Consider the following 13,561-nt stretch of genomic DNA (forward strand, 5'->3'; position numbering starts at 1 on the left):
GGCTTTATAAAGATAAGAAGTGATGTAAAAAATTAAAGTCCGAAAGATTTCACGTTGCAGCCAACGCCGCTGTGACGCGAAAGATACAGGACATATTCAAAACAGATGGGGTGTCTGGGATCATATGAACGAACAATATTCCGCGTTGCGTAGTAATGTCAGTATGCTCGGCAAAGTGCTGGGAGAAACCATCAAGGATGCGCTGGGAGAGAACATTCTTGATCGCGTAGAAACAATCCGTAAGCTGTCTAAATCATCTCGCGCTGGCAATGAAGCGAATCGCCAGGAGTTGCTCACCACGCTACAGAATCTGTCCAACGACGAGCTGCTACCTGTTGCCCGCGCGTTTAGTCAGTTCCTGAACCTGGCCAATACCGCCGAGCAGTACCACAGCATTTCGCCGCAGGGCGAAGCTGCCAGCAACCCGGAAGTGATTGCCCGCACCCTGCGTAAACTGAAAGATCAACCCAATCTCGACGAAGCCACCATCAAAAACGCGGTGGAGTCGTTATCTCTGGAACTGGTACTGACCGCACACCCTACCGAGATCACTCGCCGCACGCTGATTCACAAAATGGGCGAAGTCAACGCCTGTCTGAAGCAGCTCGATAACAAAGAGATCGCGGATTACGAACGTAATCAGCTCATGCGCCGTCTGCGCCAGCTGATCGCCCAGTCCTGGCATACGGATGAAATCCGTAAAAACCGCCCAAGTCCGGTCGACGAAGCCAAATGGGGCTTTGCGGTGGTTGAAAACAGCCTGTGGGAAGGGGTGCCAAATTATCTACGTGAGTTGAACGAACAACTGGAAGAGCATCTGGGCTACAAACTGCCGGTGGATTTTGTTCCGGTGCGTTTCACCTCCTGGATGGGCGGCGACCGTGACGGCAACCCGAACGTAACGGCTGATGTCACCCGCCACGTTCTCCTGTTGAGCCGCTGGAAAGCCACCGATCTGTTCCTGAAAGATATTCAGGTTCTGATTTCTGAGCTGTCGATGGTCGACGCCACGCCGGAACTGCTGGCGCTGGTCGGCGAAGAAGGCGCATCAGAACCTTACCGCTACCTGATGAAAAGCCTGCGTTCCCGCCTGATGGCAACGCAAGCCTGGCTGGAAGCGCGTCTGAAAGGCGAGAAACTGCCGAAACCCGCTGGCCTGCTGACGCAAAACGAGCAGCTGTGGGAGCCGCTGTACGCCTGTTATCAGTCTCTGCAAGCGTGCGGCATGGGCATCATCGCCAATGGCGAACTGCTTGATACCCTGCGCCGGGTGAAATGCTTTGGCGTGCCGCTGGTGCGCATCGATATTCGCCAGGAGAGCACCCGCCATACCGAAGCGCTGGGCGAGCTGACGCGTTATCTGGGCATCGGCGATTATGAAAGCTGGTCCGAAGCCGATAAACAGGCTTTCCTGATCCGCGAACTCAACTCCAAGCGTCCGCTACTGCCTCGTCAGTGGGAACCGAGCGACGACACCCGCGAAGTGCTTGAGACCTGTCAAGTGATTGCCGAAGCGCCGCTGGGTTCCATCGCCGCTTACGTTATCTCTATGGCGAAAACGCCGTCCGACGTGCTGGCCGTGCATCTGTTGTTGAAAGAAGCCGGAATTAGCTTTGCCATGCCGGTTGCGCCGCTGTTCGAAACGCTGGACGACCTGAACAACGCCGACGCGGTAATGACCCAGTTGCTGAATATCGACTGGTATCGCGGCTTTATTCAGGGCAAACAGATGGTCATGATTGGCTACTCTGACTCAGCGAAAGACGCAGGCGTAATGGCCGCCTCCTGGGCGCAGTATCAGGCTCAGGACGCGCTGATCAAAACCTGTGAAAAAGCCGGAATTGAACTGACGCTGTTCCACGGTCGCGGCGGTTCCATTGGCCGTGGCGGCGCGCCTGCTCATGCGGCACTGCTTTCCCAACCGCCGGGCAGCCTGAAAGGCGGCCTGCGCGTGACCGAACAGGGTGAGATGATCCGCTTTAAGTACGGCCTGCCTGAAGTCACCATCAGCAGCCTGTCTCTGTACACCGGCGCGATTCTGGAAGCCAACCTGCTGCCGCCGCCGGAGCCGAAAAATTCGTGGCGTCATATCATGGACGAGCTGTCCGTGATCTCCTGCGACCTGTATCGCGGCTATGTCCGCGAGAATAAAGACTTCGTCCCGTACTTCCGTTCCGCAACGCCAGAACAGGAACTGGGCAAATTGCCGCTCGGTTCGCGCCCGGCAAAACGTCGCCCGACAGGCGGGGTTGAATCCCTGCGCGCCATTCCCTGGATCTTCGCCTGGACGCAAAACCGCCTGATGCTCCCGGCCTGGCTGGGTGCGGGTACTGCGCTGCAAAAAGTCGTTGAAGATGGCAAGCAAAGCGAACTGGAAGCCATGTGCCGCGACTGGCCGTTCTTCTCCACGCGCCTCGGCATGCTGGAGATGGTGTTCTCTAAAGCCGACCTGTGGCTGGCGGAATACTACGATCAACGCCTGGTCAAAAAAGCGCTGTGGCCACTGGGTGAAGAGTTACGCAACCTGCTGGCAGAGGACATCAAAGTGGTGCTGGCGATTGCCAACGATTCCCATCTGATGGCCGACCTGCCGTGGATTGCCGAGTCTATCCAGTTAAGGAATGTGTATACCGACCCGCTGAACGTATTGCAGGCGGAGCTTTTACACCGCTCTCGTCTTGCAGAAGAGCAAGGCAAAGATCCAGACCCGCGCGTCGAACAGGCGCTGATGGTCACGATTGCGGGCGTGGCTGCGGGGATGCGTAATACCGGCTAACCCACACGCATCGTCATATCCCCTCTCGCCCGCCCGGGCGAGAGGGCTTTGAAATATTTCTGTAATAATCGCCTGTTTTTCAATATATTCCTGCCTGCGTTTTGTTCACTCTGCTGAATACGCCATCAACAAGAATAGGTCACTGGCATCGCCATACTTAAGGTTCTCTTAATGATTTGTCGCTACGTTGGCGACTCGAATAAAAACAGGCTTCATATATGTTCTTCACACACACATCTGCTAAACCTTCGTTTAGCTGGAAAGCCCTTGGCTGGGCGCTACTCTATTTTTGGTTCTTCTCTACATTACTTCAGGCCGTTATTTGCATCAGCGGCTATAGCGGCACCAACGGGCTGCGTGATTCACTGCTTTTCAGTTCGCTCTGGCTGATCCCGGTATTTTTATTTCCCCGTCATACCCGCGCGATTGCCGCCGCTATTGGCGTTGTACTCTGGGCCTCTTCGCTGGCGGCGCTCAGTTATTATGTCATTTACGGGCAGGAATTCTCGCAAAGCGTTCTGTATGTCATGTTTGAAACAAACGCGAACGAAGCCAGCGAGTACTTGAGCCAGTATTTCAGTCTGAAGATTATCCTTATCGCCCTGGCCTATACCGCCGTGGCAATCCTGCTGTGGACGCGTTTAAAGCCAATATATATTCCCGCGCCGTGGCGCTGGTTAGTCTCCTTTGCATTGTTATACGGCCTTATTCTGCATCCGATCGCCGTCGGGACGTTTATCAAGCATAAGCCGTTTGAGCAGACATTAGGCGGCCTCGCCTCGCGTATGGAACCCGCTGCGCCGTGGCAGTTTATCAATGGCTATTATCAATATAATCAGCAACTCACGTCGCTGAATAGCCTGCTTAACGAGAACAACGCGCTGCCTCCGTTAACGAATTTTAAAGATAACTCCGGTGATGCGCCGCGTACGTTAGTGCTGGTTATCGGCGAGTCAACCCAGCGTGGTCGCATGAGTCTGTACGGTTATCCGCGTGAAACCACGCCAGAGCTGGACGTGTTGCATAAAAGCGATCCGGGTCTGACCGTATTCAATAACGTCGTCACCTCCCGGCCATACACGATTGAAATTCTGCAACAGGCGCTGACCTTCGCCAATGAAAAGAACCCGGATCTGTATCTGACGAAACCGTCGCTGATGAACATGATGAAACAGGCAGGTTATAAGACGTTCTGGATCACCAATCAGCAGACGATGACCGCGCGTAATACGATGCTGACCGTATTCTCGAAACAGACCGACAAGCAGTTTTATATGAATCAACAACGTACTCAAAGCGCGCGGGAATATGACACCAACGTTCTGGCGCCCTTTAAAGACGTAATGGCCGACCCGGCACCGAAGAAATTTATTATCGTTCACCTGCTGGGAACACATATCAAATACAAATTCCGCTACCCGGAGAATCAGGGAAAATTTGACGGTCAAACCGATCATATCCCTGCGGGCGTGAGCGAAGACGAACAGGATATTTATAACGATTACGATAACGCGAATCTGTATAACGACCATGTCGTCGCCAGCCTGATTAAGGACTATAAAGCGACTGACCCGAACGGTTTTCTGCTCTACTTCTCCGATCACGGTGAAGAAGTGTATGACACGCCGCCGCACAAAACGCAGGGACGTAACGAAGACAACCCTACGCGTCATATGTATACGGTGCCGTTCCTGTTATGGACGTCAGAAAAGTGGCAGGCCGCACACCCGCGCGATCTCTCGGCGTATGTTGACCGCAAGTACAGCAGCTCTGAACTTATCCATACCTGGTCCGACTTAGCGGGGCTGACCTACGACGGGTTCGACCCGACGCGCTCCATCACCAGCCCGCAGTTTAAGGCGATCACGCGCTGGATTGGCAACCCGTATAAGAAAAACGCGTTGATTGATTACGATACCTTGCCTTACGGGGATCGTGTCGGGAATCAGTAACGGCATCGCCGGATAACGCTGACGCTTATCCGGCCTACAAAATGCATAACCCGTGTACCGCCATCCGGCAATTATCGCTTGAGGCGGTTTACGTTCAACGTTACTGTTTCCTCTGTCTGCGCTCTGCAAGGTATCAACATGTATCACGACGTCAGCCACCTTCTCTCCCGTCTGATTAACGGCCCTATGGCGCTGCGGCAGGTTTTTTTCGCCAATACCAGCGGTACGGCGCCCGAACTGGCGTATCAGGTTGATTTTCCACGCCTGGAGATGGTGCTGGAGGGAGAGTTCACCGATACAGGCATCCCGGCCGCGCCCGTGACACTCATCGCTGGCGACGTTCTGTATGTTCCGGCAGGCAGCTGGAACTTCCCGCAGTGGCAAACGCCCGTCACCACGCTCAGCATCCTGTTCGGCAAGCAGCAATTAGGTTTCAGCGTTGTTCACTGGGACGGCAAACAATATCAGAATCTTGCAAAGCAGCATGTCGCACGTCGAGGTCCACGTATTGGCTCCTTCCTGCTGCAAACGCTCAATGAAATGCAGATGCAGCCGCAGGAACAGCAGACGGCCCGATTAATTGTCGCCAGCCTGTTGAGCCACTGCCGCGACCTGCTGGGTAGCCAAATCCAGACGGCGTCACGGAGTCAGGCGCTTTTTGAAGCGATTCGCAGCTATATCGATGAGCGTTACGCTTCCCCGCTCACCCGCGAATCGGTGGCGCAGGCGTTTTATATTTCGCCAAACTACCTTTCTCATCTGTTTCAAAAAACAGGCGCTATCGGCTTTAACGAATATCTGAATCACACTCGGCTGGAACACGCGAAAACGCTGCTGAAGGGTTACGATCTGAAAGTCAAAGAAGTGGCTCACACCTGTGGATTTGTCGACAGCAACTATTTCTGCCGCCTGTTTCGTAAAAATACGGAGCGTTCGCCGTCAGAATATCGTCGGCAGTACCACAGCCAGTTGACGGAAAAGAAGGCTACTCCAGAATAAGATGCGTATGCTGCGGCGCAGTGAGCAGTTTACGCACGGCGCTCATCACCCGCTGAGGTTCGCGAAGAAAGGCGTTAATTCCTGACTGAACATACCGACTCTGAACAAAACGCTCCGCGCCCGCCAGTTCAATATCCGTAATCAGCAACACAACATCTGCCCGGTTGATATCCTCCTCCGTTAAGCGATTTTCCGTGCCCAGCGCCCCCTGGGTTTCAATTTTAATGTTCCATTTTTCCTGCTGGCAGAGCTTCTCCAGGCGTTCGGCAGCCATATAGGTATGCGCCACGCCGCTGACGCAGGCGGTAACGGCAACCAGATAGCGTACAGTTGAGACTGTCATATTAACCTCCCACAGTGACCAGAAACCCGGCTCGCTCTGCCAACGCCTGCATTTCCGCCACCTCTTGCGGCGAGGGTACAGGCACATCTTTCATTGCCCACGCCTGCCCAAGCAGACGGTATTTCGCTTCACCATACTGATGAAACGGTAGCAGGTGCACCTGATTAATCCCTGACGATAGCAACACTGCCAACGCACGCTGCATATTCTCAACGTTGAGCGTGTAGCCCGGAATCAACGGCAAACGGGGGATGACCGTAATCCCCTCGTTTACCAGTAAACGCAGGTTATCCAGCACGCGTGGTAAATTCATTTTGACCACCTCATGCGCCCGGCGCGGCTCCATAATCTTTAAATCAAACAGCACTTCATCACACGCTTTAGCCAGCGGTAGCAACCGACTGGCAGGCGCATCGCCTGCGGTTTCAATCGCGCAGGAAATGCCGAAACGTCGCAGACGTTGCAAAAACCGTGTGGCAAACGCCGCCTGCATTAATACTTCACCGCCAGAAAGCGTGACGCCGCCGCCGGAGGTGCGAAAAAAGAGTTCGTCTTTCATCACCTCGCGTTCCAGTTCATCCAGCGTAATATCGCGCCCGATACGTTCAAACGCCCCGGAAGGGCATTCATCCGCATCACGCAAGCAGGGCGAGCAATGCAGACATTTACTCTCCCGCCGCACCGTTTCGATGCGTGGCGAAATAGACTCTGGATTGGCGCACCACGGACAGGTATGCGGGCAGCCTTTAAAAAAGACCACCGTACGAATTCCCTGCCCGTCATTCAACGAATAACGCTGAATGTTGAAAATACGTGCGACATCATCAGCGCTCGTTTCCAGATTCTTACAGCTGATGCGCGGTGCGGCGAATGATGTCATCCTGGATCTCCTTCGACAGCTCGACAAAGAAGGCACTGTAACCCGCCACGCGCACCACCAGCCCGGCGAAATCCTGCGGGCGCAATTGCGCTTCACGCAATGTATCCGCATTCAACACGTTAAACTGAATATGCTGTAGCTTAAGCTGGGTAAAGGCGCGCAGAAAATCCGCCAGTTTGCGCAAGCCGGCCTCACCTTCCAGCGTCGCGGGCGTAAACTTCACGTTGAGCAGCGTACCGTTAGAAAGCAGCGTGTTATCCAGTTTACTTACTGATTTCAGCACCGCCGTCGGCCCCTGCATATCCTGGCCGAGCATTGGCGACAACCCGCCGTCTGCCAGCTGTTCCCCGGCAAAACGGCCATCCGGCGTCGCCCCCACCACCGAACCCAGCGGCACATGCGCGGAGACAGTGTATGAACCCGGTGTAAATTGCCCACCGCGCGGGTTCTGATATTTCTCCACCTCTTTACAGTAATGGCGCAGCAGTTCAGCGCTGATGTTATCCACATCATCAATATCATTACCGTATTTCTCGAAGCGGTTAATCAGCCGGGCACGAATTCGCTCACCTTCCGGCGTCGCAAAGTTCGCCTTTAACACCGCCAGCAGTTCATCGAAACGTAAACGTTGCTGATCAAATACCAGCCCTTTTAACGCGTGCAGGGAGTCGCTCAGATTAGCAATGCCAATCCCCTGTACGCCAGAGAAGTTATAACGCGCGCCGCCATCGGTAATATCACGGCCTTTATCCAGGCAGTCGCTGATAAACGAGGAAAGCAGCGGTACCGGCGCCCAGTCACGGTGGCCGATATCGCAAATATTACTGCCTTCCACCATCAGCGTAATGTAATGGCTGATTTTGGCGCGAATATACGCCAACAGATCTTCGTACGTCAGCGTGCGGTTTCCTTCATTCTCATACAGGCTGATTTCCATCACTTTCAGCAGGTTGAACATGGCGATGTCGTGCAGGCCGTAGGTTCTGCCCGGAATCGACAGCTCCACACACCCCACTACCGCGTAATCACGGGCGTCCTCCAGCGAAACACCCCGGTTCAGGAACGCGGGCACAACCACTTCATCATTAAAGATCTGCGGAATACCGGTGCCGAGGCGAATCGTCTCCGCTGTTTTCATCAGGAAGGGCGTGTCAATCAGCGCATTGGTACGCACGCCAAGGTTCGGCTGCGGCAGTTGCACATTCTGGTACGCATCAAGACAGAGAAAAGAGAGCACGTTCACCGCACTGCGTCCGTTCTCCGTCAATCCCCCAAGCAATGCGGTGTAACCGGTCGGGAATCCGGCAAAATAGCGTGCGCTGCTGGTCGAACGTAACAGCACGATGTCGTTACATTTTACCCACAGCGATTCGAGGAGTTCTTTTAAAAATGCCGGGTCTTCGCCCTGGCTCAGCGATGCCTGATAAAACGGCAGCATATACTGGTCAAAACGCCCCAGCGAGAGCGAGCTGGCGTTAGACTCATATTGCAGAATGATGTTCATGTACCAGAACAGCTGGCACGCTTGCCAGAAGGTTTGCGGCTTGTACTGCATGTTATGTCGGGAGTTCGCGGCAATGGTGAGCAACTCCTGACGCCGACGCGCATCCAGGCAGCTTTCCGCCATTTTCTCCGCCAGCATCGCGTAACGCAGAATGTGGCCTTGCGAAGCCTCCAGCAGCAGCAACGCCGCCTGGTAAAAGTGATTGTCCGGCTGCTGCTGGCAGTGTTGCCGCACTTGCGCCACCAGTTCACCCAGACCATGATTCAACAGCCGCGGGTAATCAATAATAATGTGCCCCTGCCCTTTATCCGTCTGGTTAACGCTAAAAATCTGCGTGCTGACGGCGGCTTTCACGTCATCGGTCATCTGGCCGTTGATGAAATCCTTCATCGACCGTTTTTCCCAGTACGGGAACAGCACCTCGCGGTAGAGGCGCTTATCGTCCTCGCTGATGTCAAAACGGTCCTGCGGACGCGTCGGGAACTGATCTAACTCGTTAAGTAACCAGTACGGGTCCATTTCCGGCGACATAATCCCCGCCCGCGGTTTCACCGTACGGTTCCCGGCAATCAGCTCCTCATCACGAATCGAAATTTCAACATGCTCAAGGATATACGCCGTCGCTTTAGCGCGACGCAATATGACCGGCTCCCCCTCTGTCTGCTGATAGCTGGCGGTATACAGCTGCGCGCGCTCAAGCGAAATTTCACGGTTATTCTGGAAAAGTGCGGCTTTAAGGCGCTGGGTACGATTCGTCATGAGGAACTCCTGTAGGCAAGCTTGTTGCCGGATGGCGGCGTGAACGCCTTATCCGGCCTACGGGGATTAACATCGTAGGCCGGATAAGCTTGCGCCATCGGGCATTCTAACGTTAAGCAATTTGCGAAAGATGCGCGTCAATTTTGTTCATAATGGCATCGGCGCGTTTTACCGCATCGCTGATGTTGACGCGGACAATGGTTTTACCCGCAAAGCGTTCCTCAAACTTGATGCCGATATCTTTGGTCAGAATCACCATATCCGCATCCGCCACATCCGCCGCAGTCAGTTCGTTTTCCAGACCAATCGAGCCCTGAGTCTCGACTTTGACTTCCCAGCCTTTCGCTTTGGCCGCGCTTTCCAGCGCTTCGGCCGCCATATAGGTGTGTGCGACACCAGAAGGACATGCTGTTACTGCGATAATCTTCGTCATGGCTCATTCCTCACTTAATTCATCTCAAACTCTAAATCCAGGTCGTCTTCTTTCTCATCAACCTGAGACACTTTCTTACGCGCCAGACTTTTCAGCACGTTAACGCAGATTGCCGTCACTACCGCCCCGACAGCGACTGCCGCGATATAACCCAGCTTGCCTTCCACAACCGGCAGAACAATCAGCCCGCCCCAGCCGGCATAACACTGCGCGCCAAACAGCGCAGCCGTTACCGCACCACAGGCAGAGCCAACCATAATGGACGGGATCACGCGCAGCGGATCGGCGGCGGCGAAGGGAATCGCGCCTTCCGTGACCCCAACGCAGCCCATTACCAGCGCGGCTTTACCGGCTTCACGTTCTTCAGAAGAGAAGTTTTTACGGCCAACCAGCGTTGCCAGGCCCAGACCCAGCGGCGGAACACAGATACCCACCGCAGCAATCGCCACCACGCTGTATACGCCCTGCGCCACGCAAATCAGCATGAAGGCGTAGGCCACTTTATTAATCGGGCCGCCCATATCGAAGGCCAGCATCAGCCCCATGATGACCGCCAGCAGCACGATGCTGCCCTGCTGCATTCCTTGCAGCCATTGGGTCAGGCTGGTGGTTAACGCGCCAACCGGTTCGCCCAGCCCCCACATCATGATGCCTGCGGTAATGAAGGTGCCGACGATAGGGATAACGAAGATAGGCATCACCGAGCGCAATACCTTATGCACCGGGATTTTCTTCAGATAATGCACGACGATACCGCCGATAATCCCGGCAATGAGCGCGCCAAAGAACCCGGCGCCAAAGCTGTTGCCCACCCAGGCGCCGATCGCGCAAGGCGCCAGCGCGGAACGTTCAGCAATGGAGTAACCGATATAGGCGGCGAGAAAAGGCACCATCAGCGTCAGCCCTGCGACGCCAATATCAAAAAGCTTCTTGAGATTAGGATCGGTCGCGGCATCGGGAACAGCGCCTTTGCCATACAGCATGACGGAAACCGCCAGCAAGATCCCACCCGCTACGACGAAGGGGATCATATGCGAAACACCGGTCATCAGATGTTGACGGGTGTTTTTCAGGATCTGCACCAACTCTTTCATAAGTCGCTCCCGGGCCGCTTCAGGCCCCTATCCATAACGTTGTTGTGGCAAACAATAGGCAATCCAACGCGGCGCAGACAGTGGATAAAAAGGCCATTTACTGGATTTTTGTAATATCAGTACAAAAATGCGATCCGCCTCATAACTTATCAAACCTCAGAAATAAGATGCCGCATTCCGACTTGTGAAGTGTCTCGCAATTTGACGTGTATGTTACATTTGTCCAGCATTTGGCAGTTTTGTCACATGGCACTATGCGGCAACGCCCTTTTATCCTGTAGCCAGAAAATCGTTATGGGAGAAAGGCAATGGCCCTGATTGTGGAATTTACCTGTGAGCTGCCCAATGGCGTACACGCCCGCCCGGCAAGCCACGTTGAGACGCTGTGCAACACCTTTACCTCACACATTGAGTGGCATAACCTGCGCACCGACCGTAAAGGCAACGCCAAAAGCGCGCTGGCGCTGATTGGCACCGACACGCTGGCAGGCGACGCCTGTCAGTTATTGATTTCGGGTACGGACGAACAGGATGCCCACCAGCGCCTGAGCCAATGGCTGCGCGATGAATTCCCCCTTTGCGATGCGCCTCTGGCGGAGATCAAAAACAGTGAGCTGGAGCCGCTTCCGGCGTCGCTGACAAAGCTGAACCCGCTGTTTTTTCGCGCCCGCGCCGTCTGCACCGGCAGCGCGGGCGGCGTTCTGACGCAGCTCTCCTCGCTGGATCTCAATACGCTCGGCGAACTTCCTGCTGCCAGTAATATAGAGACCGAGCAATCTGCGCTGGATAACGGCTTAACGCTGCTGATAAAGAATATTGCGTTCCGCCAGCTCGACAGCGACGGCACCACCAGCGCTATTCTGGAAGCCCACCGTTCGCTGGCAGGCGACACCTCCCTGCGCCAACATTTGCTGGCAGGCGTTGCGCGCGGTTTAAGCTGCGCGCAGGCGATAGTCGAAAGCGCCGGGCACTTTTGTGATGAGTTTGCCCGTTCCAGCAGCCGCTATTTACAGGAACGCGCGCTGGACGTACGCGACGTCTGCTTCCAGCTCCTGCAACAAATTTATGGCGAACAACGCTTCCCGGCGCCAGGCAAACTGACCCAACCCACCGTCTGTATGGCCGATGAACTCACCCCAAGCCAGTTCCTCGAACTGGACAAAACGTTCCTCAAAGGCTTGTTGTTAAAAAGCGGCGGTACGACTTCGCACACGGTTATTCTTGCCCGCTCATTCAACATTCCCACGCTGGTTGGCGTGGATATTGAGGCACTAACGCCGTGGCTGCACCAGACGGTCTATATCGACGGCAACGACGGTGCGATTGTCGTTGCGCCAGATGAACCCGTCACCCGTTACTACCAACAGGAAGCCCGCGTGCAGGACGCTTTACGCGAGCAACAGCGTATCTGGCTGACCCAACAAGCGCGCACTGCCGACGGTATCCGTATGGAAGTGGCCGCCAACATTGCGCACTCCGTCGAAGCGCAAGCGGCATTCGGCAACGGCGCGGAAGCGGTTGGTCTGTTCCGTACAGAAATGCTGTATATGGACAGAACCAGCGCACCTTGCGAGAACGAGCTGTACAACATTTTTTGCCAGGCGCTGGAGTCCGCACAGGGCCGTAGCATTATTGTGCGCACGATGGATATCGGCGGTGACAAGCCCGTTGATTATCTGAACATTCCTGCGGAAGCCAACCCGTTCCTCGGCTATCGCGCCGTACGCATTTATGAAGAGTACGCCACGCTGTTTACCACGCAGTTGCGATCGATCCTCCGCGCTTCCGCACACGGCAGCCTGAAAATCATGATCCCGATGATCTCCTCAATGGAAGAGATCCTGTGGGTCAAAGAGAAGCTGGCGGAGGCTAAACAGCAGTTACGCAACGAGCACGTCCCGTTTGATGAGAAGATCCCCCTCGGCATCATGCTGGAAGTGCCATCGGTGATGTTCATCATCGACCAGTGCTGTGAAGAGATTGATTTCTTCAGTATTGGCAGCAATGACCTGACGCAATATCTGCTGGCGGTCGATCGCGACAACGCCAAAGTCACTCGTCACTACAACAGCCTGAATCCGGCCTTCCTGCGCGCGCTGGATTTCGCCGTACAGGCGGTACATCGTCAGGGGAAATGGATTGGCCTGTGCGGCGAACTCGGCGCGAAAGGGTCAGTGTTGCCGCTGCTGGTCGGTCTGGGGCTGGACGAGATCAGCATGAGCGCGCCGTCAATTCCTGCCGCCAAAGCGCGGATGGCGCAGCTCGACAGTCGTGCCTGCCGCCAGTTGCTGAATCAGGCGATGGCTTGTCGCACCTCGCTGGAAGTGGAGCATCTGCTGGCGCAATTCCGCATGGCCCAGCAGGACGCGCCGCTGGTCACCGCCCAGTGCATCACGCTTGATAGCGACTGGCGCAGCAAAGAAGAGGTGATCAAGGGGATGACCGACAACCTGCTGCTGGCAAGCCGCTGTCGCTACCCGCGCAAGCTGGAGGCCGACCTGTGGGCGCGTGAAGCCGTGTTCTCCACCGGGTTAGGGTTTAGCTTCGCCATTCCACACAGCAAATCTGAACACATTGAGCAGTCCACCATCAGCGTAGCGCGTCTGAAAGCGCCGGTACGCTGGGGCGATGACGATGCGCAGTTCATCATCATGCTGACACTCAACAAACACGCCGCAGGCGACCAGCATATGCGCATTTTCTCACGCCTGGCCCGCCGCATTATGCACGAAGAATTCCGCAACGCGCTGGTCAACGCCGCATCTGCCGAGGCAATTGCCAGCCTGTTGCAACATGAACTTGAACTCTAAGAGGGAGCAAA

The 13,561-nt window shown here is 55.1% G+C and carries 9 protein-coding genes; 4 read left to right on the plus strand and 5 right to left on the minus strand.

The window, feature by feature from the left end; translation table 11 throughout:
• Positions 1 to 124: 124 nt before the first annotated feature.
• From ppc to OGX84_RS15575, 3 genes are all read left to right on the plus strand, one after another.
• Positions 125 to 2,776 (plus strand): phosphoenolpyruvate carboxylase, encoded by a 2,652-nt coding sequence (gene ppc / locus OGX84_RS15565; RefSeq protein WP_012133836.1) that lies wholly within the window; start codon positions 125 to 127, stop codon positions 2,774 to 2,776.
• A 218-nt stretch (positions 2,777 to 2,994) separates the two neighbouring features.
• Complete coding sequence (locus tag OGX84_RS15570) at positions 2,995 to 4,728, plus strand: phosphoethanolamine transferase CptA (protein ID WP_112001500.1); 1,734 nt, start codon at positions 2,995 to 2,997, stop codon at positions 4,726 to 4,728.
• A 138-nt stretch (positions 4,729 to 4,866) separates the two neighbouring features.
• Positions 4,867 to 5,727: an AraC family transcriptional regulator gene (locus tag OGX84_RS15575; RefSeq protein ID WP_049008124.1), complete on the plus strand. Its 861-nt coding sequence runs from the start codon at positions 4,867 to 4,869 to the stop codon at positions 5,725 to 5,727.
• Here OGX84_RS15575 and OGX84_RS15580 read toward each other — a convergent pair.
• From OGX84_RS15580 to OGX84_RS15600, 5 genes are all read right to left on the minus strand, one after another.
• On the minus strand, positions 5,714 to 6,070 hold the full coding sequence (locus OGX84_RS15580; protein ID WP_112001499.1) for a PTS fructose-like transporter subunit IIB: 357 nt from the start codon (positions 6,068 to 6,070) through the stop codon (positions 5,714 to 5,716). The two genes, OGX84_RS15575 and OGX84_RS15580, sit on opposite strands and share 14 nt — an antisense overlap.
• Before the next feature lies 1 nt (position 6,071).
• Positions 6,072 to 6,950, minus strand: a complete 879-nt coding sequence (locus OGX84_RS15585; RefSeq protein WP_112001498.1) for a [formate-C-acetyltransferase]-activating enzyme — start codon at positions 6,948 to 6,950, stop codon at positions 6,072 to 6,074.
• Positions 6,916 to 9,213 (minus strand): formate C-acetyltransferase, encoded by a 2,298-nt coding sequence (locus tag OGX84_RS15590; protein ID WP_112001497.1) that lies wholly within the window; start codon positions 9,211 to 9,213, stop codon positions 6,916 to 6,918. The genes OGX84_RS15585 and OGX84_RS15590 overlap by 35 nt, the downstream gene beginning before the upstream one ends.
• A 112-nt stretch (positions 9,214 to 9,325) precedes the next feature.
• The gene (locus OGX84_RS15595) at positions 9,326 to 9,646 is read right to left on the minus strand and encodes a PTS fructose-like transporter subunit IIB (RefSeq protein ID WP_024130658.1); all 321 of its coding nucleotides are present in this window, start codon (positions 9,644 to 9,646) and stop codon (positions 9,326 to 9,328) included.
• A 14-nt stretch (positions 9,647 to 9,660) separates the two neighbouring features.
• The gene (locus OGX84_RS15600) at positions 9,661 to 10,740 is read right to left on the minus strand and encodes a PTS fructose transporter subunit EIIC (protein ID WP_012133843.1); all 1,080 of its coding nucleotides are present in this window, start codon (positions 10,738 to 10,740) and stop codon (positions 9,661 to 9,663) included.
• Positions 10,741 to 11,048: 308 nt separating this feature from the next.
• On the opposite strand from OGX84_RS15600, the gene ptsP reads away from it, so the two are divergent.
• Positions 11,049 to 13,550: a phosphoenolpyruvate--protein phosphotransferase gene (ptsP, locus tag OGX84_RS15605; RefSeq protein ID WP_200097330.1), complete on the plus strand. Its 2,502-nt coding sequence runs from the start codon at positions 11,049 to 11,051 to the stop codon at positions 13,548 to 13,550.
• Positions 13,551 to 13,561: the final 11 nt, after the last annotated feature.

The sequence above is a fragment of the Citrobacter sp. CK202 genome (assembly GCF_030333225.1).
GTDB classification, from domain to species: domain Bacteria; phylum Pseudomonadota; class Gammaproteobacteria; order Enterobacterales; family Enterobacteriaceae; genus Citrobacter_B; species Citrobacter_B koseri.

What these genes read in the sequence shown, in the direction of transcription:
- ppc (WP_012133836.1), top strand. Translation starts at nt 125, where the DNA reads ATGAACGAACAATATTCCGCGTTGCGTAGTAATGTCAGTATGCTCGGC.
- OGX84_RS15570 (WP_112001500.1), top strand. Translation starts at nt 2,995, where the DNA reads ATGTTCTTCACACACACATCTGCTAAACCTTCGTTTAGCTGGAAAGCC.
- OGX84_RS15575 (WP_049008124.1), top strand. Translation starts at nt 4,867, where the DNA reads ATGTATCACGACGTCAGCCACCTTCTCTCCCGTCTGATTAACGGCCCT.
- OGX84_RS15580 (WP_112001499.1), bottom strand. Translation starts at nt 6,070, where the DNA reads ATGACAGTCTCAACTGTACGCTATCTGGTTGCCGTTACCGCCTGCGTC.
- OGX84_RS15585 (WP_112001498.1), bottom strand. Translation starts at nt 6,950, where the DNA reads ATGACATCATTCGCCGCACCGCGCATCAGCTGTAAGAATCTGGAAACG.
- OGX84_RS15590 (WP_112001497.1), bottom strand. Translation starts at nt 9,213, where the DNA reads ATGACGAATCGTACCCAGCGCCTTAAAGCCGCACTTTTCCAGAATAAC.
- OGX84_RS15595 (WP_024130658.1), bottom strand. Translation starts at nt 9,646, where the DNA reads ATGACGAAGATTATCGCAGTAACAGCATGTCCTTCTGGTGTCGCACAC.
- OGX84_RS15600 (WP_012133843.1), bottom strand. Translation starts at nt 10,740, where the DNA reads ATGAAAGAGTTGGTGCAGATCCTGAAAAACACCCGTCAACATCTGATG.
- ptsP (WP_200097330.1), top strand. Translation starts at nt 11,049, where the DNA reads ATGGCCCTGATTGTGGAATTTACCTGTGAGCTGCCCAATGGCGTACAC.